We start from the raw sequence: 23,251 nt of genomic DNA on the forward strand, positions 1-23,251 counted from the left end.
GGTGCTGAGCGTACCACCTGTTTGTAACAAATGGTTGCTATGGCGCGAAGTGAGCACCTTTTCACGTCTTGGTAAAGCGGGTGAGACAAGCGGTCACGCGGCATTCCACCACACGCCTGCTCCGCCCATTCGGGACTATGCTTGAACACAGCCGTTGATTTGGATCAATCGTTCCAAAAGCAACGAGTTGGCCACAAGGCCAGAATCCCTGCGATCGAACAGAACAATTCCAACGCGCCGCACTCGATAACCGTGGGGGCAGTGGGCGACGGGCCACCAGCCCGGATGCCGGATTATCTGAAGAGGAAGCACCATGTTCGGCTTAGAAGCCCTAGAGCTCGCCCGAATCCAGTTTGCCTTTACCGTGTCGTTTCACATCCTGTTCCCGGCCATCACCATTGGCTTGGCGAGCTATCTTGCGGTCCTCGAGGGTTTGTGGCTGAAGACCCACGAGAGTGTCTATAAAGACCTCTACCATTTCTGGTCGAAGATCTTCGCCGTCAACTTCGGCATGGGCGTGGTCTCGGGCCTGGTCATGGCCTACCAGTTCGGGACCAACTGGAGCCGCTTCTCGGATTTCGCCGGGGCAGTCACCGGCCCCTTGCTCACCTACGAGGTGCTTACCGCGTTCTTCCTCGAGGCCGGATTCCTCGGCGTCATGCTGTTTGGCTGGAACCGCGTAGGGCGTGGCCTGCACTTCTTCTCGACCCTGATGGTGGCGCTGGGGACGTTGGTTTCGACCTTCTGGATCCTCGCCTCCAACAGCTGGATGCAGACGCCGCAGGGTCACGAAATCATCGACGGCCGCGTGGTGCCAGTCGACTGGCTGATGATCATCTTCAATCCGTCGTTCCCTTATCGACTGATGCACATGGCTACTGCCGCGTTCGTCGCCACGGCCTTCTTCGTGGGTGCGTCCGCCGCCTGGCACCTGCTGCGCGGGCGGGACAACCCTGCGGTGCGCAAGATGCTCTCGATGGCCATGTGGATGGCCTTGATCGTCGCTCCCGTACAGGCGGTGATCGGCGATTTCCATGGCCTCAACACCCTCAAGCACCAGCCGGTGAAGATCGCTGCCATCGAAGGCCACTGGGAGAACGTCCCCGGCGAGCCGACCCCGCTGATTCTGTTTGGTATCCCGGACATGCAGGCCGAGACCACTCGCTACAAGGTGGAGATACCGGCGTTGGGCAGTCTGATCCTGACCCACAGTCTCGACAAGCAAGTGCCGGCAATGAAGGAATTCCCCGCGGCAGACCGGCCCAACTCGACCATCGTGTTCTGGTCGTTCCGGGTAATGGTCGGCCTTGGTTTGCTGATGATCTTCGTCGGTCTGTGGAGCCTGTGGCTGCGCAAAGGCGACAAGCTGTACAGCTGCAAGCCGTTCCTCTACCTGGCGCTGTGGATGGGGCCGTCCGGGCTGATTGCGATCCTCGCGGGCTGGTTCACCACCGAGATCGGCCGCCAGCCGTGGGTGGTGTATGGCCTGATGCGCACCTCCGAAGGCGTTTCCAATCACAGCACCCTGCAGCTCAGCCTGACCCTGGTGATCTTCGTGGTGGTCTATTTCGCCCTGTTTGGTACTGGCCTTGGCTACATGATGCGCCTGGTGCGCAAAGGCCCGCACACTGGCGAGGGCAACACCCAGCCACCGGGCGGTCCCGGTCAGCAACGTACGCCGGCACGGCCGCTGTCTGCTGCCGATGACAACGCCGACGCCACTGCCGGCGCCGCCAGCCTGAACAAGGAGGCCTGAGCCATGGGTATCGATCTTCCGCTGATCTGGGCCGTCATCATTATCTTCGGCGTCATGATGTACGTAGTGATGGACGGCTTCGACCTGGGCATTGGCATGCTCTTCCCGTTCGTAAAAGCCGAGCGCGACCGCGATGTCATGATGAATACCGTCGCGCCGGTGTGGGATGGCAACGAAACCTGGTTGGTACTGGGCGGTGCCGGCTTGTTCGGCGCCTTCCCGATGGCCTACTCGGTGGTACTGGAGGCGCTGTACCTGCCGTTGATCCTGATGCTGGTGGGGTTGATCTTCCGCGGCGTGGCGTTCGAGTTCCGCTTCAAGGCCAAGGATGACAAGCGCCACCTGTGGGACAAGGCGTTCATTGGTGGCTCACTGGTTGCGACGTTCTTCCAGGGCGTGGCGCTGGGGGCGTTCATCGAAGGCTTCAAGGTAGTCGACCGCCACTATGCGGGCGGCTCGCTGGACTGGCTGACGCCGTTCAGCCTGTATTCCGGGCTGGGGCTGATAGTCGCCTACACCTTGCTCGGCTGCACCTGGCTGATCATGAAGACCGAGGGGCCGTTGCAGAAGCAGATGCACGACCTCGCCCGGCCGTTGGCGCTGGTGTTGCTGGTGGTGATCGGCATCGTCAGCCTGTGGACGCCACTGGCCTATCCGCAGATCGCCGATCGCTGGTTCAGCATGCCCAACCTGCTCTGGTTCATGCCGGTGCCGATCCTGGTGCTGGTGACCTTCTACGGGCTGCTCAAGGCCGTGGCGCGCAACGCCAACTACACCCCGTTCTTGTTGACCCTGGTGCTGATCTTTCTCGGTTACAGCGGGCTGGGGATCAGCATCTGGCCAAACATCATCCCGCCGTCGATTTCCATCTGGGAGGCCGCTGCGCCGCCGCAGAGCCAGGGCTTCATGCTGGTGGGTACGCTGTTCATTCTGCCGTTCATCCTCGGCTACACCTTCTGGAGCTACTACGTATTCCGCGGCAAGGTGAGCCATGAAGACGGCTACCACTGAGGAGGCGGGCGCAATGAACAGTAAGCAAAGCGTCGAAGAGAAGAAACCGCTGTGGCAGCGTTTGGGCTGGCTGGTACTGATCTGGGCAGCCAGCGTGGCGGCGCTGGGGGTGGTGGCGTGGCTGATGCGCTTGTTCATGAGTGCGGCAGGGCTCAGCACCCACTGACAAGGATGGCCTCTTCGCGGGGCAAGCCCGCACCTACAGGATCACCTCCACCTTGTAGGAGCGGGCTTGCCCCGCGAAGAGGCCGCCACTGACTTGCACAGAAGTATTTACTGTTACTTGCGCGCCTTGAGCACCACGAACTTGGGCGTTGCCGCCACCTGCTCGACGCCGCGGAACAATCGCGCCAGCTTGCTGTGATAACCCAGGTGGCGGTTGCCGACGATGTACAGCGCGCCACCCACCACCAGCGCATCGCGCGCCTGCTGGAACATTCGCCACGCCAGGAAGTCGCCCACCACCTGCTGCTGATGGAACGGCGGGTTGCACAGCACCACGTCCAGCGACTGCTTGTCCTGCCCCGCCAGCCCATCGGCGGCCTGCACTTCTACCAGCCGATCTCCGAGCGCCGCCTGCCAGTTGTCGAGCGCCGACTGCACCGCCATGTACGACTCGTCGACCAGCGTGAACTGCGCCTCAGGGTTGAGCAGGGCGCAGGCAATACCTAGCACGCCGTTGCCACAGCCCAGGTCAGCAACACGCGCCTGGCCAAGGTTGCGCGGCAGGTGCGGGAGAAACGCGCGGGTGCCGATATCCAGCCCTTCACGACAGAACACGTTGGCGTGGTTGACCAGTTCAAGCGCCGGCGCATCCAGGTGATAGCGAGTCGGGTAGGGGGAGGCGCTCAGCGGGCGCTCGGCGACGCTGGCGGTCAGCAGGCGGGCTTTTTTCTGCGCCAGCGAGGCCTGTACCGGGCCAATGTATTTTTCCAGCAGGTCACCTGCCGCCCGTGGCAAGTGCTTGATCATCGCTCCGGCGATCACCTGGGCACCGGGTGCCAGGTGGCCTTGCAGGCGGATCAGTTGTTCTTCGAGCAGGGCGAGGGTCTTCGGTACGCGTATCAGGACGCGGTCGAACGGCCCCTGCCAGGCTTGATTGGCCGGTATGAACGGAACGCTGTCGAACGGCTGCTGGTTGCGTGCCAGGTTTTTTTCCAGGGCCATCCGTGCCAGGTGCGAATCACCACTGCTGACCACCTGCAGCTTCGTGCAGAGGCTGGCGGCCAGGGCGCCAAAGCTGTCATTGAGCACCAACACCCGGCAATCGCCCGGTAGCGCCTGGCTGGCCAGGTGCTCGAGCAGGTACTGGTCGGCGGCATCGAATGCTTGCAGGGGGTCATCGGCCTGTTCCGGTTGGCGGATCAGGTCAAGTTCGGCGAAGGGGCTGGTCAGCAGGGGCATGGCATGGGGCTCGGGTACGAATCTGCCCGCCGCAGACCACGACGAGCTTCAGGGGCGGGATTCTACAGGGCTTTGCACACGCGGTGGTGTCCGGCGTCAGAGCAGGCCACGGCTGGCGGCGATAGCGATGGCACCGGCCTTGTTGGCGGCGTTGGTCTTGCTGATCAGGCTGCGGATGTGGAAGTTGACGGTGCTGGTCGACAGCGACAGGATGCGCGCGATGTCCGCAGCGGTCTTGCCATCGGCGGACCATTTGAGCACTTCCAGTTCGCGCTCTGTGAGCTTGGGGACTGGCGCCATGCCGGCCAGGTGGTGCTCACTGAGCAGCGCATGCAGGTTGTGACAGAGCCAGAGGACGCGGGCGCTGTTTTCGTAGAACTCGCAGATGTCGATGGCACCCAAGGGGCGGGCCACGCTCAGTTGAGTCTCATTGTGCCGTTGATCATGGACTGACTGGGTCCAGCCATGGCGCAAACCATGGCTGCAGGCCTTTTCACGAAATTCCGGGACCTCGCTGTACAGGTCGTCGGTCCACAGCGCCGCCAGCGTCGAGCGGTGACACTGGTTGGCGACCGGGTCCTGTTTGAACACTTCGTCGCTGGTGTAGTAGGCGGTCCACGCGCGCGGATAGTTGTTGTAAAGAATGATCTTCGGACGGCTGGCGGCGATGTGGATGTGCAAGGTGAGGCCCAGATACGACATCCCCAAGTCTTCAACGAGCCTCAGGGCGCGGCTGAACAGTTGCTGCGGCTCGCGCTGGGCCAAGAGCACCTGCAGCTGGTCAGAACTCCATTGCGACATTGCGTGCTCCCAGTAATTGGCTGGATCCGATGGCAGATTCGCCCGGTAGAGTGTAGGAAACGTCCTTGGAATTTGTCAGATATTTTTGTAATAGCATGCTAGGGCACCTATGCATCGGGCTTGCCCTTGCAAACCGTCGGTGTTCATCCCCGTCGCTTTGGGCGAAACTGGGCGCATCTGATTTATGGAGCCCGTCATGACCGCCAGCGCCGACAAATTCACCCGCCAGACCCTGCTCGACGTCCAGCCGTTGACGCCAAGCCTGTTCTCCCTGCGGGTCAGCCGCGACGCTGGGTTTCGCTTTCGCTCCGGGCAGTTTGCCCGGCTGGGCGTAACCAAGGCCGATGGCAGTGTGGTCTGGCGGGCTTACTCGATGGTCAGCGCACCGCATGACGAACACCTGGACTTCTTTTCGATTGTGGTCCCGGGCGGAGAGTTCACTAGCGAGCTCAGTCGGCTTGGCGAGGGCGATACCCTGCTGATTGATCGGCAGGCGTTTGGCTACCTGACCCTGGACCGTTTCACTGATGGTCGCGACTTGTGGCTGCTGGCCACGGGTACCGGCATCGCACCGTTCATGTCGATCCTGCAGGACTTTGAGGCCTGGGAGCGGTTTGACTCGATCAAGCTGGTGTACTCGGTGCGAGAGGCTAACGAGCTGGCCTACCTCGACGAGATCGCCGGTCTGGAGCAGCGTGAATATTTGGCGGAGTTCGCCGGCAAGCTGCAGTTCATTCCGGTGGTCACCCGTGAGGCGCACCCAGGCGCACTCAATGCGCGGATTACCACGCTGATCGAAAATGGAGAGCTGGAGCGTGCGGCGGGGCTTGAGTTTTCCCCGGAGCATTCGCGCATCATGCTCTGCGGCAACCCGCAGATGATCGATGACACGCGCAAGGTGCTCAAGGCGCGAGACCTGCAGTTGAACCTGAGCAAGCGCCCGGGGCAGGTCGCGGTAGAAAACTACTGGTAACGGACAGCGCTTGCAGCGCCGATCGAACGGGATGCAGTGAACCGTGTTGGAGCGGCATTGTGTCGCAAAAGGGGCGCTACGCGCCCCCATTCAGTTATCAGGGCAAGCGATTCTGATTCTGCGTTTTCAGCAGGTCACGAATCTCGGTCAGCAAGGTTTCCTGCGGGGTTGGCGCTGGCGGCACGCTCGGCGCTACGGCTTCTTCGCGCTTGAGCCGGTTGATCACCTTGACACCCATGAAGATGGCGAAGGCGACGATGACGAAGTCGATGACCGTCTGAATGAACTTGCCATACGCCAGCATCACCGCCGGAATATCGCCCTCGGCCGCCTTGAGGGTAATAGCCAGGTCACTGAAGTCCACGCCGCCGATCAGCAGGCCTAGCGGCGGCATCACCACGTCGCCGACAAACGACGAGACGATCTTGCCAAAGGCGGCGCCGATGATGATACCGACCGCCATGTCGACGACATTGCCTTTTACCGCAAACGCCTTGAATTCACTGATCATGCCCATGGTCTGTTCCTTGTAACAAATGGATAAGTAAACGCAGTGTAAGCCACTTGAACGCGGCCTGCGTGATTCCTGCAGTTAGTGACTTCGGTTAGATCGAATAGTTTTGTCGCATCGCTTGGGGTTCGAGACAGCGCTGGCTCGGCTATCATGGCGACTTTTGCCCGGAGACTGCCCCTATGGCCAAGGCCAAGCGCTTGTATGGCTGCACCGAGTGCGGCGCGACCTTTCCCAAATGGGCCGGCCAGTGCGGCGAGTGCGGCGCCTGGAATACCTTGGTCGAGACCATGATCGAAAGCGGCGGCGCAGCGGCGCCCAGCGGGCGTGCCAGCTGGACTGGCCAGCAGGCGCAGATCAAGACCCTGGCCGAGGTCAGCGTCGAAGAGATCCCGCGTTTCACCACCAGCAGCGCCGAGCTCGATCGGGTGCTGGGTGGCGGTCTGGTCGACGGCTCGGTGGTGTTGATCGGCGGCGATCCGGGCATCGGCAAGTCGACCATTCTCCTGCAGACCTTGTGCAATATCGCCACCAGCATGCCGGCGCTGTATGTCACTGGCGAAGAGTCCCAGCAGCAAGTAGCAATGCGTTCGCGGCGCCTGGGGCTACCGCAGGACCAGCTCAAGGTGATGACCGAGACCTGCATCGAGACCATCATCGCCACGGCGCGCATTGAAAAGCCGCGGGTGATGGTCATCGACTCGATCCAGACCATTTTCACCGAGCAGTTGCAGTCAGCGCCTGGCGGCGTTGCCCAGGTACGCGAAAGCGCGGCGCTGCTGGTGCGCTACGCCAAGCAGAGCGGCACGGCGATCTTTCTGGTTGGCCACGTGACCAAGGAAGGCTCGCTGGCTGGGCCCAGGGTGCTGGAGCACATGGTCGATACCGTGCTGTATTTCGAAGGCGAATCGGACGGCCGGTTGCGCTTGCTGCGTGCAGTGAAAAACCGTTTCGGCGCGGTCAACGAACTGGGCGTGTTCGGCATGACTGACCGTGGCTTGAAAGAGGTGTCCAACCCGTCGGCGATCTTCCTCAACCGCGCTCAGGAAGAAGTCCCCGGTAGTGTGGTCATGGCTACTTGGGAAGGGACTCGGCCAATGCTGGTCGAAGTTCAGGCGCTGGTTGACGACAGTCACCTGGCTAACCCCCGGCGGGTCACCCTGGGCCTGGACCAGAACCGCCTGGCGATGCTGCTGGCGGTGTTGCACCGGCATGGTGGCATTCCCACTCATGACCAGGATGTGTTCCTCAACGTGGTCGGCGGGGTCAAGGTGCTTGAGACGGCGTCTGACCTGGCGTTGCTGGCGGCAGTGATGTCGAGCCTGCGTAACCGGCCGTTGGCGCATGGTTTGCTGGTGTTCGGCGAGATTGGTTTGTCGGGCGAGGTGCGGCCGGTGCCTAGTGGCCAGGAGCGTTTGAAGGAGGCGGCCAAGCATGGTTTCAAGCGGGCGATCGTGCCCAAGGGCAATGCGCCGAAAGAGTCGCCGGCTGGTCTGCAGGTGATCGCCGTTACTCGTCTGGAGCAGGCGCTGGACGCTTTGTTTGAGTGACCGTGGCTTGTTTAGGAATTGTGGGCTTATCCATTTGATGTAGTGACTTTTCTGGCCCCTTCCGCCCTTACGGCGGGTCACTTTTTTTCTTGGAAAAAAGTAACCAAAAACCGCTTGCTCCTGCATCCGGCCCCTACGCTGCGCTTCGGGGTTCCCTCACTCCGGTCTTGCTCCGGGAGGACCGCGCTGTACGGCCCATCCTGGGCCTCAGCGCTTTCCGGCCATCCATGGCCTCCACCTCCCTGCGCAAGACCTGCGCTCGGCCTCCTGAAGTCGCTGTAGATCAAGAGCAAGATCAAGATCAACAGCCAGGGCAACGGCAGGCGAATCGCTGCGCTCTCGCTTTGTTTGTTTACGAGCGGAATTTTGGTGTGGCTGGGCAGGGCTGCGCCCTGCGATTTGCGTTGGCAGTACCGGCCTCTTCGCGGGACAAGCCCGCTCCTACAGGTATTGCGCCGATTTTGAATTCGGCGTAACCCCTGTAGGAGCGGGCTTGCCCCGCGAAGAGGCCCGAATATCCACCCCCACCTGTCACTATCGAAAACAACGCCAGCCCAGACGCCGCCCGTAACTTCGCGACTTCAGGAGGCCGAGCGCAGATCAAGATCAACAGCCACTGCTGGCAGGCGAATCGCTGCGCTCTCGCTTTGTTTGTTTACGAGCGGATTTGTGGTGTGGCTGGGCAGGGCTGCGCCCTGCGATTTGCGTTGGCAGTACCGGCCTCGGCGGGGGCGAGTCCATCGATTACAGGTATTGCGCCGATTTTGAATTCGGCGTAACCCCCCTGTAGCGGGCTTGTCCCGCGAAGAGGCCCGAATATCCACCCCACCTGTCACTATCAAAAACAACGCCAGCCCAGACGCCACCCGTAACTTGGCGACTTCAGGAGACCGGAGCGAGGGAACCCGTAGCGCAGCGAAGGGCCGGATGCAGGAGCAGGCGGTTTTTGGTTACTTTTCTCCAAGAAAAAAAGTGACCCGCCGTAAGGGCGGAAGGGGCCAGTGGCGCCACACCATCAAATGGGTAAGCCCACAATTCCTAAGTCAGCCAGCCAAGCCAACAGACCATCCGCCCAACAAACCCTGAGAAACCCATGAAAAAAGGGGAGCCGATGATGCGCATCGGCTCCCCTCATGACCGCTCGATCAGCGGTCAGTGCTCGGCGACAGCCTTGCGCCGGGGCGCCTCGCCTCCATGCTCATCCGCTTCGAGTAACGGCACTTCGTTGCCCTCAGCATCAAACAGTTTGCCATCCTTGAAGTAGTCGCCATCGCGCAGAGCCGAGATGTCCGAATACTGGATAGTGCGTTCATAGCCCGCGGCAAACACCGACTGCTGATCGGAATTACCCGTGGTGAAGTGGTTGAAGATCAGGTTCAGCAGAATCGCCATGATCGCCGCCGAGCTGATGCCGGAGTGGAAAATGGTCTCGAACCAGTTCGGGAAGTGGTGATAGAAGTTTGGCGCGGCAATCGGGATCATGCCAAAGCCCAGCGAGGCAGCGACGATGATCAGGTTGACGTTGTTCTTGTAGCTGACCTTCGACAGGGTACGAATACCGCTAGCGGCCACCGTACCGAACAGCACGATACCCGCGCCACCCAATACCGGCGTCGGCACTGCAGCGATCACCCGTCCCATCACCGGCAACAGGCCAAGCACCACCAGAATCACACCGCCGGTAGCCACCACGTAGCGGCTCTTCACCCCAGTCACGGCCACCAGGCCCACGTTCTGGGCAAAGGCACTCTGGGTAAAGGAGCCGAAGATCGGCGCCAGGATGCTCGAGGCCATGTCCGCGCGCAGGCCATCGCCGAGGCGCTTGGAGTCGACCTTTGTATCGATGATGTCGCCGACGGCAAGGATGTCAGCCGAGGTTTCTACCAGGGTCACCATGATCACGATGCACATCGACAGGATCGCAGCGATGTGGAAGGTCGGCATGCCGAAGTGGAACGGGGTAGGGAAGGCGAACATCGGACCTTCTGCGACTTTGCCGAAGTCGGCCATGCCCAGCGACCAGGCGATCAGTGTGCCAAAGACCATCGCCAGCAGGATCGACAGCCGCGAAATCGCCGCGTTGCCCAGCTTGCTCAGGAGCAGGACGATGGCGAAGGTCGCTGCGGCCAGGCCGATGTTGGCCATGCTGCCAAACTCCGGTGAGGCACTGTTGCCGCCCATCACCCAGCGTGCGGCAACCGGCATCAAGGTCAGGCCGATGGTGGTGATGACGATCCCGGTCACCAGCGGTGGGAAGAACTTGGTAATCCGGGAGAATACCGGGGTGATCAGGAAACCGATGAACGAGGCCGCCATGACCGCGCCGAGCACACCTTGCAGGCCGCCGCCGCCTTCGCTGCTGAGGATTGCCCCCATGGTTGCAACACCCGCAAACGACACACCCTGCACCAGCGGCAACTGACAACCGAAGAACGGCAGCCCGAGGGTCTGCAGCAGCGTCGCCAGGCCACCGGCGAACAGCGAGGCAGCGATCAGCAGACCGATCTCGGCGGGGTTGAGCCCCGCGGCCTGCCCCAGGATCAGGGGTACAGCGACAATCCCTCCATACATGGTCAGCACGTGCTGCAGACCATAAGCCAGGTTGGCACCCAAACCGAGGTTTTCGTCCTCGGGGCGCTGGGTGGGAGACGTGCTAGGGGACGTAGTCATTAGAGCAGGCTCTCTGTTTATTGTTGTGCGGCTACTGTAGACACTTACCACAATAGATGGCCACAAGAATTGTATACAATATTTTGATCAGAGCGCGCACAAGGGTGCCCGCAAACAGCGCTTTAGCTGAATGCAGAATGCGTTCCAACTCGTCAAAAGCTGTATCAGAGAGATGTGTACAAGTGCCCAGACGCCCCGTAAGAAGCTGTCTGGGTAGACAGGAAACAAATGGTGGGGAGAATCTTAGCTAGCTAAGAGATATCAATCTTCGATGAGTTGTCGCAGTTCACGCATCATTTCGGTGCTGTCGGCGACGTTCAATTCCACAAGACGGTGCAAATGACTCATCGAATCGATGTCGATGAACAGGCAGATGAAGCCGAGCCGGTCGGGTTCCTCATGGCGCAGTTCGACTTGCATGCGGACCTGGGTCTGCTTGTCATTCAGATGAATGACAGCGTCGAAGTCCTGGCTCGCGTCTGCATCCCATGCCGCCGGTCGCTGCACCAGCAAGCCTTTGAGCGACAAATCGAGGAGTTTCACCGGCCAGCGCCGGTCGCCTTGACGCAATTCAGTGGGGGCGTCGAAGTCGATGCGCTGGAAGCGCCGGCGTTCGTCGTGATTGCTCATGGGAAAAACCCTCCGCAAGACATCCTGACTATAGTTGAAAGGGTGGCCGTATCAGCTCAAGCAATCGGGGAGCGAGGGCTCTAGATCAAAGCAAGTGTGGCAATGCGCCTTGACTGGCCCTAGACTCGCTGGGCGGTCTTTCCAATCCACCAGCTGGAAGTAAACCATGAACAACAATAATAGCCTGCTACGCCACCTTCCGTGGTTAGTGGTGGCACTCCTGGGAGCCGGTGCGCTGGGTGTGGTCGCCCTGCGTCGCGGCGAGGCCATCAACGCCTTGTGGATCGTGGTTGCGGCAGTGGCCATCTACCTGGTCGCCTATCGTTACTACAGCCTGTTCATCGCCACCAAGGTGATGCAACTCGACCCCCGTCGGGCCACGCCTGCGGTACTCAATAATGACGGTCTGGACTACGTCCCGACCAACAAGCACATTCTATTCGGCCACCACTTCGCGGCCATTGCCGGCGCGGGGCCGCTGGTCGGTCCGGTGCTCGCGGCGCAGATGGGCTATCTGCCCGGTACGTTGTGGCTGATCGCCGGGGTGGTGCTGGCTGGTGCGGTGCAGGACTTCATGGTCCTGTTCATGTCTACCCGCCGCAACGGTCGTTCGCTGGGCGACATGGTCCGTGAAGAAATGGGCCGGATCCCGGGCACCATCGCCCTGTTCGGCTGCTTCCTGATCATGATCATCATCCTCGCGGTGCTGGCGCTGATCGTGGTCAAGGCCCTGGCCGAGAGCCCGTGGGGCATGTTCACGGTGATGGCTACCATCCCGATCGCGATGTTCATGGGCATCTATATGCGCTATATCCGCCCGGGGCGGATTGGCGAGATCTCGATCATCGGCGTGGTCCTGCTGCTGCTGTCGATCTGGGCCGGTGGGCTGGTTGCGGCGGATCCAGTCTGGGGCCCGGCGTTCACCTTCACCGGTGTGCAGATCACCTGGATGCTGGTCGGCTATGGCTTTGTCGCTGCGGTGTTGCCGGTCTGGCTGGTGCTGGCGCCGCGTGACTACCTGTCGACCTTCCTCAAGATCGGCACCATCGTTGCCCTGGCCATCGGTATCCTGGTGCTCGCGCCAGAACTGAAGATGCCCGCCCTGACCCAGTTCACCGACGGTACCGGTCCGGTCTGGAAAGGCACGCTGTTCCCGTTCCTGTTCATCACCATTGCTTGCGGTGCAGTGTCCGGCTTCCATGCGCTGATCTCCTCGGGGACCACGCCCAAGCTGCTCGACAACGAAACCAACGCCCGCTATATCGGCTACGGCGGCATGCTGATGGAGTCGTTCGTCGCCATCATGGCCATGGTCGCCGCTTCGGTGATCGAGCCAGGCGTATACTTCGCCATGAACAGCCCGGCAGCGGTGGTTGGCTCCGACGTGGTGACGGTGGCGCAGACGGTCAGCAGCTGGGGCTTCCTGATCACACCTGAGCAACTTGAAGCGGTTGCCCGTGACATCGGCGAGCACACCGTGCTGGCCCGTGCCGGCGGTGCACCGACCCTGGCCGTGGGCATCGCGCAGATTCTTCACCAGGTCTTGCCGGGTGAAAACACCATGGCCTTCTGGTACCACTTCGCGATCCTGTTCGAGGCGTTGTTCATCCTCACCGCAGTGGACGCCGGTACGCGTGCCGGGCGCTTCATGCTGCAAGACCTGCTGGGCAGCTTCGTCCCAGCGCTCAAACGCACTGAGTCGTGGGGCGCGAACCTGCTTGCCACCGCTGGTTGCGTAGCGCTTTGGGGTTATCTGCTGTACCAGGGCGTGATTGATCCGCTGGGTGGCATCAACACCTTGTGGCCGTTGTTCGGCATCTCCAACCAGATGCTGGCGGGTATCGCCCTGATGCTCGGCACCGTGGTGCTGATCAAGATGAAGCGTCAGCGCTACATGTGGGTCACGCTGCTGCCAGCGGTCTGGCTGCTGATCTGCACCACCACTGCCGGCTTCATCAAGCTGTTCGACCCGAACCCGGCGGTCGGCTTCCTGGCGCTGGCCAACAAGTACAGCGTGGCCCTGGACGCCGGTCAGGTGCTGGCTCCGGCCAAGGACATCGGCCAGATGCAGCACGTGATCTTCAACGCCTACACCAACGCTGGCCTGACCATCCTGTTCCTCGTGGTGGTGTTCAGCATTCTGTTCTTCGCCCTCAAGGTCGGCTATGGCGCCTTGGGCCGCAAGGAGCGCAGCGACAAGGAAACCCCGTTCCAGGCACTGCCTGACGCGTAAACGAGAGGACTGCAGCTATGTTCAACGACCTGGGTCGACTGGGTAAGTACCTGGGGCAGGCAGCCCGCCTGATGGTCGGCATGCCCGACTACGACAACTATGTCGAGCACATGCAGGGCAAACACCCGGACAAGCCGGTGATGAGCTACGAGGAGTTCTTCCGAGAACGCCAGGAAGCCCGTTACGGTGGCAAGTCTGGCCCGAAGTGCTGTTGAACCAGCGGCAAGCGTGAACCTGTGGGAGCCCGGGCAGCCGGGCTCCCATTTTCATTTCTGGCTCGAGGAGATTTTTTGCGTGCAAACGCCCATTCCCGTAACCGTCCTGACCGGCTTTCTCGGTGCTGGCAAGACCACCCTGCTCAAGCACATGCTCAAGGCCGAGCATGGTCTGAAGCTCGCCGTGATCGAAAACGAATTCAGCGAGGCCGGCATCGACAGCCAGCTGCTTGGCGATGAGCCGGTGCAGGTCATGACCCTGGCCAACGGCTGCGTCTGCTGTACCATTCATACCGACCTGACCAAGGCCCTGTACCTGTTGCTCGAGCGCCTCGATGCCGGTGAGATCGCCTTTGACCGCCTGGTCATCGAGTGCACCGGCCTGGCCGACCCGGCGCCGGTGGCGCAGACCTTCTTCATCGACGAGGAACTGCGCGAGCGCTACATCCTTGACGGCATCATCACCCTGGTCGACGCGGCCCATGCCGACCAGCACCTGACCCAGTCCATCGCCCAGGCGCAGGTCGGCTTTGCTGATCGGTTGTTGCTGAGCAAGACCGATCTGGTCGAGCCTGCTGCGGTCGAGGCGCTGACCGAGCGGTTGGCGCGGATCAATGGGCGGGCTGGCATTCGCGTGGTCGAGCATGGCCGCATTGACCTGGCCGAATTGCTCGACGTGCGCGGTTTCAACCTCAACACCGATCTGGGTTTGACGTTACGGCCGACCTTACGCCCGGTGCTCAAGTCTGCGAGCCCGGACCGTATTTCGACCCTGGTGTTGCGTACCGGCACGCCGCTGGACATCGACCGGCTCAGCGACTTCATGAACGAGTTGCTGGAAAGCCATGGCAAGCAGCTGCTGCGCTACAAGGGCGTGTTGAGCATTGCCGGTGATGAGCGGCGGTTGGTGTTCCAGGGGGTGCTCAAGCTGTACGGCTTTGACTGGGATGCTGAGTGGAAGCCAGGCGACGCGCGTGAGAGTGTGTTGGTGTTCATTGGTGATGAACTGCCGGAGGAGAAGATCCGGGCGGGGTTCGCGGCGTTGTCTGGCGAGTGATTGTCGGGCCGTGTGGCCCACTCGGGGCAGGGTGGTGGCTGAACCCTCTGCCACACACCATCAAACGGATAACCCACACTTCTCAAAGCCCAGTTTGGCTAGGCTTAGGAATCGTGGGCTTATCCATTTGATAGGGTGGCTTTTCTGGCCCCTTACGCCCTTACGGCGGGTCACTTTTTTTCTTGGAAAAAAGTAACCAAAAACCGCCTACTCCTGCATCCGGCCTCCTGACGTCGCGAAGTTACGGTGGCGTCTGGGCTGGCGTTGTTTTTGATAGTGGCATGGGTGGTGGATATTCGGGCCTCTTCGCGGGACAAGCCCGCTCCTACAGGATCTGGGAATGCCCAGCCTGTGTGAACGACACATAACCTGTAGGAGCGGGCTTGTCCCGCGAAGAGGCCGATACTGCCAATGCAAATCGCAGGGCGCAGCCCTGCCAGCCACACCACAAATCCGCTGGTAAATAAACAAAGCGAGAGCGCAGCGATTCGCCTGCCGTTGCCCTGGCTGTTGATCTTGATCTTGCTCTTGATCTACCAGCGACTTCAGGAGGCCGAGTGGAGGTCTTGCGTAGGGAGGTGGAGGCCATGGATGGCCGGAAAGCGCTGAGGCCCAGGATGGGCCGTACAGCGCGGTCCTCCCGGAGCAAGACCGGAGCGAGGGAACCCGTAGCGCAGCGAAGGGCCGTATGATGGAGCAAGCGGTTTTTGGTTACTTTTTTCCAAGAAAAAAAGTGACCCGCCGTAAGGGCGGAAGGGGCCAGAAAACCCACCACATCAAATGGATAAGCCCCCAACCTTCAAGACCAAAACCCAAGCCCAGCCCCATCTTCCCTGCCAATCCATGAAGAGCCTTTAAAAAGCTCCCCGCTTACAACTATTTTCCCCAGCTACCTTTCCCATACAGCGGCAATTTTTTGCCGCTTATCCGATGCTGGAGAATCTTAACTTAGCGATAGCGCGCGCTCCCACGGGGCTGTGCAGGAGTGGCGTACTTTTTGCTTGAGGAATAATGGGCCTGATTTAACGGGTCTGATCAGTTTTATTTAACTCATGGATGAGGTGATCCAATAAGGAGAAAGCGGTGAGAATTGTCAGTGATGAAACCAAGGAGTCAATCACGAGTGTAAAAGCGACTCGGGCTGTTAGCCAGGAAAGCCACATATCTTTCGCCACCGTGCTAAATGACAGCATGCAAACTTCTAAGCCCAAAGGAGAAGAAAGGCAGGATGAAATCGGAAGTATCCTGAGATACGCCCGACAGTCCGAGGGGTACGCTGAGGGCTCAATGTTGGCGTACCTGGATGACATCGGAGGACCTTTGATTGATGTGTCAAATCCGGATGTGGTTAGGTTCAGCCTGTCTGGGGAGATAGTGACACCAGAATCGATGCTTTATTATCGTGAAATTGACGCTATTGCCAAGCGGGGTCGTCTAGAGATTTATAATGATGGTAAGGCGCGTGGCGAAGCGACTGAAACGACCTTTGAAAGGTATCTTGAGTTTAATTCTTCCCTACCTGAACGCTTCAAACAGATGGCGAATATTACATACTAGTATTTATTAGTGCTTCTTATAATTCCATGCTGCTGAGCAGCCCGAAACCAAAGTCACTTTGCCATTCGACTTCGATACCACCGCCTTGGCCTGTGCCTGGGGAATAATAGGCCTGATTTAACCGGTCTGATCAGTTTTATTTAACTCATGGATGAGGTGATCCAATAGGGAGAAAGCGGTGAGAATTGTCAGTGATGAAACCAAGATTTCAGCACCTAATGCAAAATCAAGTCAGGCTGTTGATAAGGAAGGTCAAGTGCCTTTTGCCGCCGTGCTAAATGAAAGCATGCAAACCCCGAAGACTAAAAGTGTAGAAAGGCGGGATGAGATTGGCAATATCATGCGTTATGCACAGCATACTGAAGGATATGCTGAGGGTGTCATGAATTCTTACATGGCCGACTTCGGCGGTGCGCTCATCGATATAACTGATCCGGAAGCTATTTGTTTTAGTGTGTCAGGAGAGTTAGTGACGAAGGAGGCGATGATCTATTTTCAGGAACTGAATGCCATCGCTAAGCAGGGGTATGCAAAGATCAATCAGGAAGCGCAGGCGATGGAAGAAACCACTGAAGGAACCTTCAAGCGATTTCTTGAATTCAATTCGTCATTGCCCGAGCGGTATAAGCAAATGGCAAATATCTTGTATTGATCACCAGCACGCCTCTTGAAAGAACCCAGGATGTTGAACAGCCTATAATTTTTAGTTGTAGGAAGTTTCTTGATTTTAGTGCGGCATCTTATTTTTCATAGTGGATCCCTGGCAGAATTCCCTCATCCATGAAAAAGCCCGGCACTAGGCCGGGCTTTTTCACATCAGGCAATCGCCAATCAGTTGCCGTACACCGGCAGCTTCTTGCAGATAGCCTTGACCTTCTCGCGAACACTGTCGATCACCGCGTCGTTGTTCAGGTCGGCGAGGATGTCGCAGATCCAGCCCGCCAGCTCGCGGCACTCGGTTTCCTTGAAGCCACGCGTGGTAACGGCTGGTGTGCCGAAACGCAGGCCCGAGGTAACGAACGGCGAACGTGGGTCGTTCGGTACCGAGTTCTTGTTCACGGTGATGAACGCTTTGCCCAGGGCAGCGTCGGCGTCTTTACCGGAGATGTCCTGCTTGATCAGCGAGAGCAGGAACAGGTGGTTCTGAGTACCGCCGGAAACCACGTCGAAACCGCGCTCGATGAACACTTCGGCCATGGCCTGGGCGTTCTTCACCACTTGCTGCTGGTAAGCCTTGAACTCAGGCTGCAGGGCTTCCTTGAAGCAGATGGCCTTGGCCGCAATGACGTGCTCCAGCGGGCCGCCTTGGGCGCCCGGGAAGACCGCAGAATTGAGCTTCTTCTCGATCTCGGCGTTGGCACGGGCCAGGATCAGGCCGCCACGTGGACCGCGCAGGGTCTTGTGCGTCGTGGTGGTAACGACGTCGGCGAACGGCACCGGGTTCGGGTAGACGCCCGCGGCAACCAGGCCAGCCACGTGGGCCATGTCGACGAACAGGTAGGCACCGACCTTGTCGGCGATTTCGCGGAAACGGGCGAAGTCCAGAACCTGCGAGTAGGCAGAGAAGCCGGCCACGACCATCTTCGGCTTGTGCTCCAGAGCCAGACGCTCGACTTCGTCGTAGTCGATCAGGCCGTTGGCGTCGATGCCGTACTGGATGGCGTTGTACAGCTTGCCCGACGAGCTGACGCTGGCGCCGTGGGTCAGGTGACCGCCGTGGGCCAGGCTCATGCCCAGGATGGTGTCACCGGCCGACAGCAGGGCCAGGTAGACCGCTGCGTTAGCTTGGGAACCGGCGTGTGGCTGGACGTTGGCGTAGTCGGCGCCGAACAGCTCCTTGGCACGGTCGATGGCCAGTTGCTCGACCACGTCGACGAATTCGCAGCCACCGTAGTAGCGCTTGCCTGGGTAGCCTTCGGCGTACTTGTTGGTCAGTACCGAACCCTGGGCTTCCATGACCGCGGGGCTGGTGTAGTTTTCCGAAGCGATCAGCTCGATATGCTCTTCCTGACGCTGAGCTTCTTGCTCCATGGCGGCAAACAGATCGGCGTCGTACTTGGCAATGGTCAAATCACGGCTGAACATGGCGGTCCTCAAGGATCGGGGCTTAATTGGGTGGGCATTCTAACCGATTGATCCGCACATGGCATATGAAGTGGCGTCATGTCGCGGACCAATGGGGCTCATGTCGCATGCCGCGCCCAGCCTGGGCTGGGCGGGCGTTCGAGTTGACTTTCAGGTCCGTTTTTCAGGGCGGCTGGGAAGGGTCTGCGCCGCGCTGTCACTGGAACATGAACAGCGTCTCGTTGCTGAACTGCGCCTCGAACTGGTTGGCCGGCATCGGTCGGCCGAACAGGTAGCCCTGGACTTCGTCACAGCCGTGTTCGCGGAGGAACTCAAGCTGCTCGTGGGTCTCGACACCCTCAGCGATCACTGCCAGGTTGAGGCTGTGGGCCATGGCAATGATGGCACGGGCGATCTGCGCATCCTGCTCGCCTTCGGGCAGGCCGTCGACGAAGGTGCGGTCGATCTTGAGCACGTCGATCGGGAACTGCTTGAGGTAGTTGAGCGACGAGTAACCGGTGCCGAAGTCATCGACCGCGATGCTCAGGCCGAGGTTCTTCAGGCTGTCGAGGATCTGCATGGCCTCATTGACCTCGCGCATCAGGATGCTCTCGGTAAGCTCCAGTTCCAGACACGCCGGCGGCAGGCCGGTCTCTTCGAGAATGGTGGCGATCCGTGTGCCCAGCTGGCCGTCGGAGAACTGCCGTGCCGAGATGTTCACCGACACCTTGGGCACGCGCACCTTGGCCTGGTGCCAGGCCTTGAGCTGACGGCTGGCCTCGCGCAGCACCCAGTCGCCAACATCCACCACCAGGCCAAGTTCTTCGATTACCGGGATGAAGTCGCCCGGCGGCACCAGGCCGCGGCGCGGATGGCGCCAGCGCAGCAAGGCTTCGGCGCCGGTCAGGCGTTTGCCGTCGCCGCTGAACTGCGGCTGGTAATAGAGAATGAACTCGTCCTGCTCGAGGGCATGACGCAGGTCGCTTTCCAGCTCCAGGCGCTCCAGCGCGCTGGCGTTCATTTCGGTCTGGTAGAACTGGAAGTTGTTCTTGCCGCGCTCTTTGGCGTGGTACATCGCAGTGTCGGCGTTCTTCATCAATTGGCTGAGTTCGCTGCCGTCCTGCGGGCTCAGGGCGATACCGATACTGGCGGTGACGAAGAATTCGCGGTTCTCCAGAACAAACGGCCGGACCAGGCTCGCCAGGATGTTCTCGGCCACATGGATGGCGCGGTTCAGGGCCATTTCGCGGCTGGCTCGGGGTTGCAGCAGCAAGGTGAACTCGTCGCCGCCCATGCGCGCCACGGTGTCATCATCATCGACACAATCGAGCAGCCGCTGGGCCATGTCCTTGAGCATGCGGTCGCCAGCGGCGTGGCCGAGCGAGTCGTTGATCGGCTTGAAGCGGTCAAGGTCGAGGAACATCAGCACCACCCACGACTTCTGCCGTTCGGCTTGTTGCAGGGCGGTATACAGCCGGTCCTGGAACAAGGTGCGGTTGGGCAGGTGGGTCAGTGCGTCGTAGTAGGCCAGGCGGTGAATACGCTGTTCACTGGCCTTGCGTTCACTGATGTCGGTGAAGAAGCACACGTAGCTGGCGAGGTCGCCCTCGTCATCGAGCACGGCGGTGATGCCGACCCAGGCCGGATAGTGTTCGCCATCGCGACGCTTGAGCCATACCTCGCCTTCCCAGCTGCCGCGCAGGTGCAGCTGCTTGAGCACGTAGCGCAGGTGTGCATCCTGCTGCTCTTCCACGGTCAGCATGCCGGGCAACTGGTCGAGTACTTCACTGACCGAATAGCCGCTGACGCGGCTGAACGCCTCGTTGGCCTGGACGATGTAGCCAGCCGGGTCGGTGATGAGGATGGCCGACGTGGAGTGCTCGAATACCGTCGCGGCCATGCGCAGGTCTTTTTCGGCACGGCGCTGCTGGCTGATGTCACGGCCTACGCCCAGCACGCCTTCGAAGCGCTCGTGTTCGTCCCAGACCAGCACCAGGCGCAGTTCGATGGGGATCTTGCGGCCATCGGCGCGCAGGCAGTCGAACAGGAACAGCTGGGTGGGCAGCTGGCTACGCAACTGCGCCAGTTGTTCAGGGTCTTCGAGGACTTTGCTGACCCGGTCCATCAGGCTGTAGACGCCGGTCAACTGGGCCGGGTTGGCGACGATCGATTGCCAGCCATGCTCAAAGATCCAATCGGCCTGGTAGCCCAGCACGGTCATTACCGAGGGGCTGACGTAGTTGAGCTGCAAGTGGCTGTCGGTGGAGAAGATCACGTCGCTGATGCTTTCGGCGAGCATGCGATAACGCTGTTCGCTGTCGCGCAACGACTCACTGGCCTCGATCTGCACCGTGACATCCTTGCCGACGCCGATGATCCGGCTGACCTGGCCATCAGCATCGCGGGTCAGCACCTGCTCGCGGATGTCGTAGCAGCACCAGCGGCCGTCCCGGTGGCGGAAGCGCAGTTGGCAGTGCAGTGACTGGCTGTGCCCGCTGTCGCGCTGCTGTTGGCGCAAGTCGCGATAGTGCGCGGCGTCTTCGGGGTGCAGCAGCAGCTCCCAGAAACGGTCGCCCATCTGTGCCAGTTCCGCCCGCTCGTAGCCCAGGGTCTGGCCGAGGTGGCGGTTGCTGAAGATCATCCGCTGGCTGGCCACGTCCTGCACGTACAACTGATCGGGCACCGTGCGCACCACGTCCGACCAGAAACTTTCGCGCTCCAGCAGTGACAGCTCGACCTGCTTGCGGCTGGTGATGTCGCTGATGCTGAGGATCACCGCCTGATAGTCGCGGCGCTGCAGCGGCAGGCGTGCCATCAGCCACAGGTGCAGGTCGCCGCCCAACGGCGCCGGCAGACGTACTTCCAGCTCAAGCAGCGTACGTTGCTCGATCAGCGCGTCGATCAACTGCATGCCGATGCTGTCGCGACCGTGCCCGCTGCCTTCGATCAGGCGTTGCCAGGCGCCTTCGTTACACTCGACATTGAGCAGTTGGCGGGCGACCTGGTTGATCTCGGTGATCTTCAATTCTTGCAGCAGTGAGCGACGCAGGTTGGGCTCCAGCGCCAGGCTCTGCTTGAGCGCGGCATGGTTGCGCAGGTGATAGCGGTCGAGTTGACCGGGCAGGGTCGTCAGGTCGAGTACGCACAGCGCCACCCCGGTGCCTTCGAAGATGTCCTGGTAGCGCCGGCGATCCTCCTGCAGCGCGTGCTGGCGACGGCGCATGCCGACCAGCGCAATCACCGGCAACAGGGCGCACAGCAGCACCAGCAGGCACTTGCCGATCAGGGCCGGCAGCAGGCGTTGCCGCGCCAGGCCTTCGTCGTACAGGCCGCGTAGTTGCCAACTGCTGTTGTCGATGAAGGCGAGCATCACGCTTTGCAGTGGTTCGGTGCTCAGCTCGGTCGGTTCATGGCGTTCCAGCACGGCGCCGCTACGGCTGTTTTCCAGCAGCCAGAGTGGGTGGTCAGGGCTGTTCAGGTGCGCGGTCAGTACCCGGTAGTAGTCGTTGGATAAACGCAGTAGCCAATAGCCGCGGCCTTGTTCAGCGGGTTGGCGCAAGAGCAGGTAGACCCCGCTGTTGTCGGTGTCATTGGCGAAAAAGTAGCTACGCCCCTGATTCAGCTGCAGCAGCTCGTCAATCAACAGACGGTCAGGACTACCGTCAAGGCTATCGCGGATGAGCTGCCCTTCGCTGTCCAGCCAGGCGATATGACTCAGGCTAGGCAGCCGCGCTTGCAAGGTCGTAAGCAGCGAGGGCAACGCCTCGGGTGTCGGCGCTTTGGCGTAAGGCTGGACCAGGTTGAGCGTTTGCTGGGCTTTAAGGGCCATGTTCAGGTTGAGGTGATCGGCCAGTTCGGCGCTCGACGCTACGCTGTGCTGGCGCAGTTCGGCTTGGGTATGACGGAACTGGGCGAACAGTTGCCACACCAGCAACCCCAGCAAAACCAGCGCAAGCAAGGCCAACGCGCCCTTGAGCGAGCCGCGCAGGGAGGCGGTTGCCACTGAGGGAGTCGGACGCAAAGCAGGCGGTTGGTTGAGATTGGTCAAGCGTCGGTCCTGCAATTGGGCGGCGATGGCAGGGGTTGAGCATGCATGCGCTGTGCCCGTGCCTGGGACGGCGCGCACTATAAGTCGGGGCACATGAAGCCGGCTAGCATGCCTGCAAATATGGCTAAGTGCCAGTGCCGGATATCAAGGGGCGATTGGGGTGTCTGTCGGGGGCGGTTCGGCAAGCCCCTGCAACCTGTGCGAGAATGCGCGCCGCTTCAATGTCAACGCTTCTGGAGATGTACGGTTTTGGTTACCCACTATTCCACCAATGGCCTCGATTCCGCCTGCGGGCGCAGCAGTCAGACCCTGGTCAGCACTGTCGTGGCCGATGACGTATCCTGCAAGTCTTGCCAGCGCTCGCTGGTCAAGCCGGACGCTGCAGCCGCGGTGCGCAAGAGTCCGTCGCTGGCCGAGCTGCGCAAGTCGGCCAAAGGGCCTGTCGAGCGTGTTGCCGTTGCTGCTGTGGCCCCTGCGGCCAGGCCGGCGGTGAAGTTCGCAGACAAACCTGCGCCGAGCGCGGTTGCTGTTAGCACGCCTGCTGCCCAGCCCGTCCAGGTCGCTGGCTTCAATGCCAAGGCCGCCTGGGCTGCGCGCCTGGCCGAGCAGGCGGGCAATCGCCTGCCGCGTGGCAAACAAGCAAAACAGCGCCGCGTTTGAGGCGTTCGCTTGATGACGTCAGCATCTGCACAGGGTCCGCGATGCGGGCCTGGCAGCTTGCCTGAGGCCAGACGTCAGCCTGCCGACCGGTATCGATCCGGTCCGCCATCC

General features: G+C 60.6%; 18 protein-coding genes. 11 read left to right on the top strand and 7 right to left on the bottom strand.

Going from position 1 to position 23,251, the window contains the following annotated elements; translation table 11 throughout:
• Nucleotides 1-313 precede the first annotated feature (313 nt).
• Genes J3B00_RS05995 through J3B00_RS06005 form a run of 3 tightly spaced genes read left to right on the top strand, consistent with a single transcriptional unit; the run spans nucleotide 314 to nucleotide 2,933 of the window.
• On the top strand, nucleotides 314-1,756 hold the full coding sequence (locus tag J3B00_RS05995) for a cytochrome ubiquinol oxidase subunit I (protein ID WP_209865421.1): 1,443 nt from the start codon (nucleotides 314-316) through the stop codon (nucleotides 1,754-1,756).
• 3 nt (nucleotides 1,757-1,759) lie between these two features.
• Entirely contained in the window at nucleotides 1,760-2,767 is a 1,008-nt protein-coding gene (gene cydB / locus J3B00_RS06000) for a cytochrome d ubiquinol oxidase subunit II (RefSeq protein WP_209865424.1), read from the top strand.
• 13 nt (nucleotides 2,768-2,780) lie between these two features.
• Nucleotides 2,781-2,933 (top strand): DUF2474 domain-containing protein, encoded by a 153-nt coding sequence (locus J3B00_RS06005; protein ID WP_209865428.1) that lies wholly within the window; start codon nucleotides 2,781-2,783, stop codon nucleotides 2,931-2,933.
• A gap of 113 nt (nucleotides 2,934-3,046) precedes the next feature.
• On the opposite strand, the gene J3B00_RS06010 is transcribed toward J3B00_RS06005, so the two are convergent.
• Nucleotides 3,047-4,171: a methyltransferase gene (locus J3B00_RS06010; RefSeq protein WP_209865431.1), complete on the bottom strand. Its 1,125-nt coding sequence runs from the start codon at nucleotides 4,169-4,171 to the stop codon at nucleotides 3,047-3,049.
• Between the two features lie 96 nt (nucleotides 4,172-4,267).
• Nucleotides 4,268-4,972, bottom strand: a complete 705-nt coding sequence (locus J3B00_RS06015) for an autoinducer binding domain-containing protein (protein WP_209865434.1) — start codon at nucleotides 4,970-4,972, stop codon at nucleotides 4,268-4,270.
• Between the two features lie 196 nt (nucleotides 4,973-5,168).
• Here J3B00_RS06015 and J3B00_RS06020 point away from each other — a divergent pair, with 196 nt between their 5' ends.
• Nucleotides 5,169-5,945: a ferredoxin--NADP reductase gene (locus J3B00_RS06020; protein WP_209865437.1), complete on the top strand. Its 777-nt coding sequence runs from the start codon at nucleotides 5,169-5,171 to the stop codon at nucleotides 5,943-5,945.
• A 97-nt stretch (nucleotides 5,946-6,042) separates the two neighbouring features.
• On the opposite strand, the gene mscL is transcribed toward J3B00_RS06020, so the two are convergent.
• Nucleotides 6,043-6,462, bottom strand: a complete 420-nt coding sequence (gene mscL, locus J3B00_RS06025) for a large-conductance mechanosensitive channel protein MscL (protein ID WP_209865440.1) — start codon at nucleotides 6,460-6,462, stop codon at nucleotides 6,043-6,045.
• A gap of 176 nt (nucleotides 6,463-6,638) precedes the next feature.
• Between mscL and radA the strand changes: the two genes are divergently transcribed.
• Nucleotides 6,639-8,006: a DNA repair protein RadA gene (gene radA / locus J3B00_RS06030; protein WP_209865443.1), complete on the top strand. Its 1,368-nt coding sequence runs from the start codon at nucleotides 6,639-6,641 to the stop codon at nucleotides 8,004-8,006.
• A gap of 1,152 nt (nucleotides 8,007-9,158) precedes the next feature.
• Here radA and J3B00_RS06035 read toward each other — a convergent pair.
• The gene (locus J3B00_RS06035; RefSeq protein ID WP_209865447.1) at nucleotides 9,159-10,676 is read right to left on the bottom strand and encodes a nucleobase:cation symporter-2 family protein; all 1,518 of its coding nucleotides are present in this window, start codon (nucleotides 10,674-10,676) and stop codon (nucleotides 9,159-9,161) included.
• 261 nt (nucleotides 10,677-10,937) lie between these two features.
• On the bottom strand, nucleotides 10,938-11,306 hold the full coding sequence (locus J3B00_RS06040; RefSeq protein WP_209865450.1) for a PilZ domain-containing protein: 369 nt from the start codon (nucleotides 11,304-11,306) through the stop codon (nucleotides 10,938-10,940).
• A 166-nt stretch (nucleotides 11,307-11,472) separates the two neighbouring features.
• On the opposite strand from J3B00_RS06040, the gene J3B00_RS06045 reads away from it, so the two are divergent.
• The 5 genes from J3B00_RS06045 (at nucleotide 11,473) to J3B00_RS06065 (ending at nucleotide 17,020) form a co-directional block, all read left to right on the top strand.
• Nucleotides 11,473-13,539 carry a carbon starvation CstA family protein gene (locus tag J3B00_RS06045; RefSeq protein ID WP_209865453.1) on the top strand — a complete coding sequence of 689 codons (2,067 nt, stop codon included), beginning with the start codon at nucleotides 11,473-11,475 and terminating at the stop codon, nucleotides 13,537-13,539.
• Between the two features lie 17 nt (nucleotides 13,540-13,556).
• On the top strand, nucleotides 13,557-13,754 hold the full coding sequence (locus J3B00_RS06050) for a YbdD/YjiX family protein (protein ID WP_119145888.1): 198 nt from the start codon (nucleotides 13,557-13,559) through the stop codon (nucleotides 13,752-13,754).
• Between the two features lie 79 nt (nucleotides 13,755-13,833).
• Nucleotides 13,834-14,811: a GTPase gene (gene yjiA / locus J3B00_RS06055; RefSeq protein WP_209865456.1), complete on the top strand. Its 978-nt coding sequence runs from the start codon at nucleotides 13,834-13,836 to the stop codon at nucleotides 14,809-14,811.
• Between the two features lie 1,083 nt (nucleotides 14,812-15,894).
• Nucleotides 15,895-16,368 (top strand): hypothetical protein, encoded by a 474-nt coding sequence (locus tag J3B00_RS06060; RefSeq protein WP_209865459.1) that lies wholly within the window; start codon nucleotides 15,895-15,897, stop codon nucleotides 16,366-16,368.
• 178 nt (nucleotides 16,369-16,546) lie between these two features.
• The gene (locus tag J3B00_RS06065; protein ID WP_209865462.1) at nucleotides 16,547-17,020 is read left to right on the top strand and encodes a hypothetical protein; all 474 of its coding nucleotides are present in this window, start codon (nucleotides 16,547-16,549) and stop codon (nucleotides 17,018-17,020) included.
• Nucleotides 17,021-17,199: 179 nt separating this feature from the next.
• Here the strand turns inward: J3B00_RS06065 and glyA are convergent, their stop codons facing one another.
• Together glyA and J3B00_RS06075 are read right to left on the bottom strand one after the other, a co-directional pair.
• On the bottom strand, nucleotides 17,200-18,453 hold the full coding sequence (gene glyA, locus J3B00_RS06070) for a serine hydroxymethyltransferase (protein ID WP_209865465.1): 1,254 nt from the start codon (nucleotides 18,451-18,453) through the stop codon (nucleotides 17,200-17,202).
• Nucleotides 18,454-18,649: 196 nt separating this feature from the next.
• Nucleotides 18,650-22,480, bottom strand: coding sequence for an EAL domain-containing protein (locus J3B00_RS06075; RefSeq protein ID WP_209865468.1), 3,831 nt, complete (start codon nucleotides 22,478-22,480; stop codon nucleotides 18,650-18,652).
• Between the two features lie 249 nt (nucleotides 22,481-22,729).
• On the opposite strand from J3B00_RS06075, the gene J3B00_RS06080 reads away from it, so the two are divergent.
• Nucleotides 22,730-23,140 (top strand): hypothetical protein, encoded by a 411-nt coding sequence (locus J3B00_RS06080; RefSeq protein ID WP_209865471.1) that lies wholly within the window; start codon nucleotides 22,730-22,732, stop codon nucleotides 23,138-23,140.
• Nucleotides 23,141-23,251: the final 111 nt, after the last annotated feature.

Source organism: Pseudomonas sp. BP8, assembly GCF_017875955.1.
GTDB lineage: Bacteria > Pseudomonadota > Gammaproteobacteria > Pseudomonadales > Pseudomonadaceae > Aquipseudomonas.

Bases quoted from the DNA above. Each gene is read 5' to 3' on its own strand.
- J3B00_RS05995 (WP_209865421.1), top strand. From the start codon at position 314: ATGTTCGGCTTAGAAGCCCTAGAGCTCGCCCGAATCCAGTTTGCCTTT.
- cydB (WP_209865424.1), top strand. From the start codon at position 1,760: ATGGGTATCGATCTTCCGCTGATCTGGGCCGTCATCATTATCTTCGGC.
- J3B00_RS06005 (WP_209865428.1), top strand. From the start codon at position 2,781: ATGAACAGTAAGCAAAGCGTCGAAGAGAAGAAACCGCTGTGGCAGCGT.
- J3B00_RS06010 (WP_209865431.1), bottom strand. From the start codon at position 4,171: ATGCCCCTGCTGACCAGCCCCTTCGCCGAACTTGACCTGATCCGCCAA.
- J3B00_RS06015 (WP_209865434.1), bottom strand. From the start codon at position 4,972: ATGTCGCAATGGAGTTCTGACCAGCTGCAGGTGCTCTTGGCCCAGCGC.
- J3B00_RS06020 (WP_209865437.1), top strand. From the start codon at position 5,169: ATGACCGCCAGCGCCGACAAATTCACCCGCCAGACCCTGCTCGACGTC.
- mscL (WP_209865440.1), bottom strand. From the start codon at position 6,462: ATGGGCATGATCAGTGAATTCAAGGCGTTTGCGGTAAAAGGCAATGTC.
- radA (WP_209865443.1), top strand. From the start codon at position 6,639: ATGGCCAAGGCCAAGCGCTTGTATGGCTGCACCGAGTGCGGCGCGACC.
- J3B00_RS06035 (WP_209865447.1), bottom strand. From the start codon at position 10,676: ATGACTACGTCCCCTAGCACGTCTCCCACCCAGCGCCCCGAGGACGAA.
- J3B00_RS06040 (WP_209865450.1), bottom strand. From the start codon at position 11,306: ATGAGCAATCACGACGAACGCCGGCGCTTCCAGCGCATCGACTTCGAC.
- J3B00_RS06045 (WP_209865453.1), top strand. From the start codon at position 11,473: ATGAACAACAATAATAGCCTGCTACGCCACCTTCCGTGGTTAGTGGTG.
- J3B00_RS06050 (WP_119145888.1), top strand. From the start codon at position 13,557: ATGTTCAACGACCTGGGTCGACTGGGTAAGTACCTGGGGCAGGCAGCC.
- glyA (WP_209865465.1), bottom strand. From the start codon at position 18,453: ATGTTCAGCCGTGATTTGACCATTGCCAAGTACGACGCCGATCTGTTT.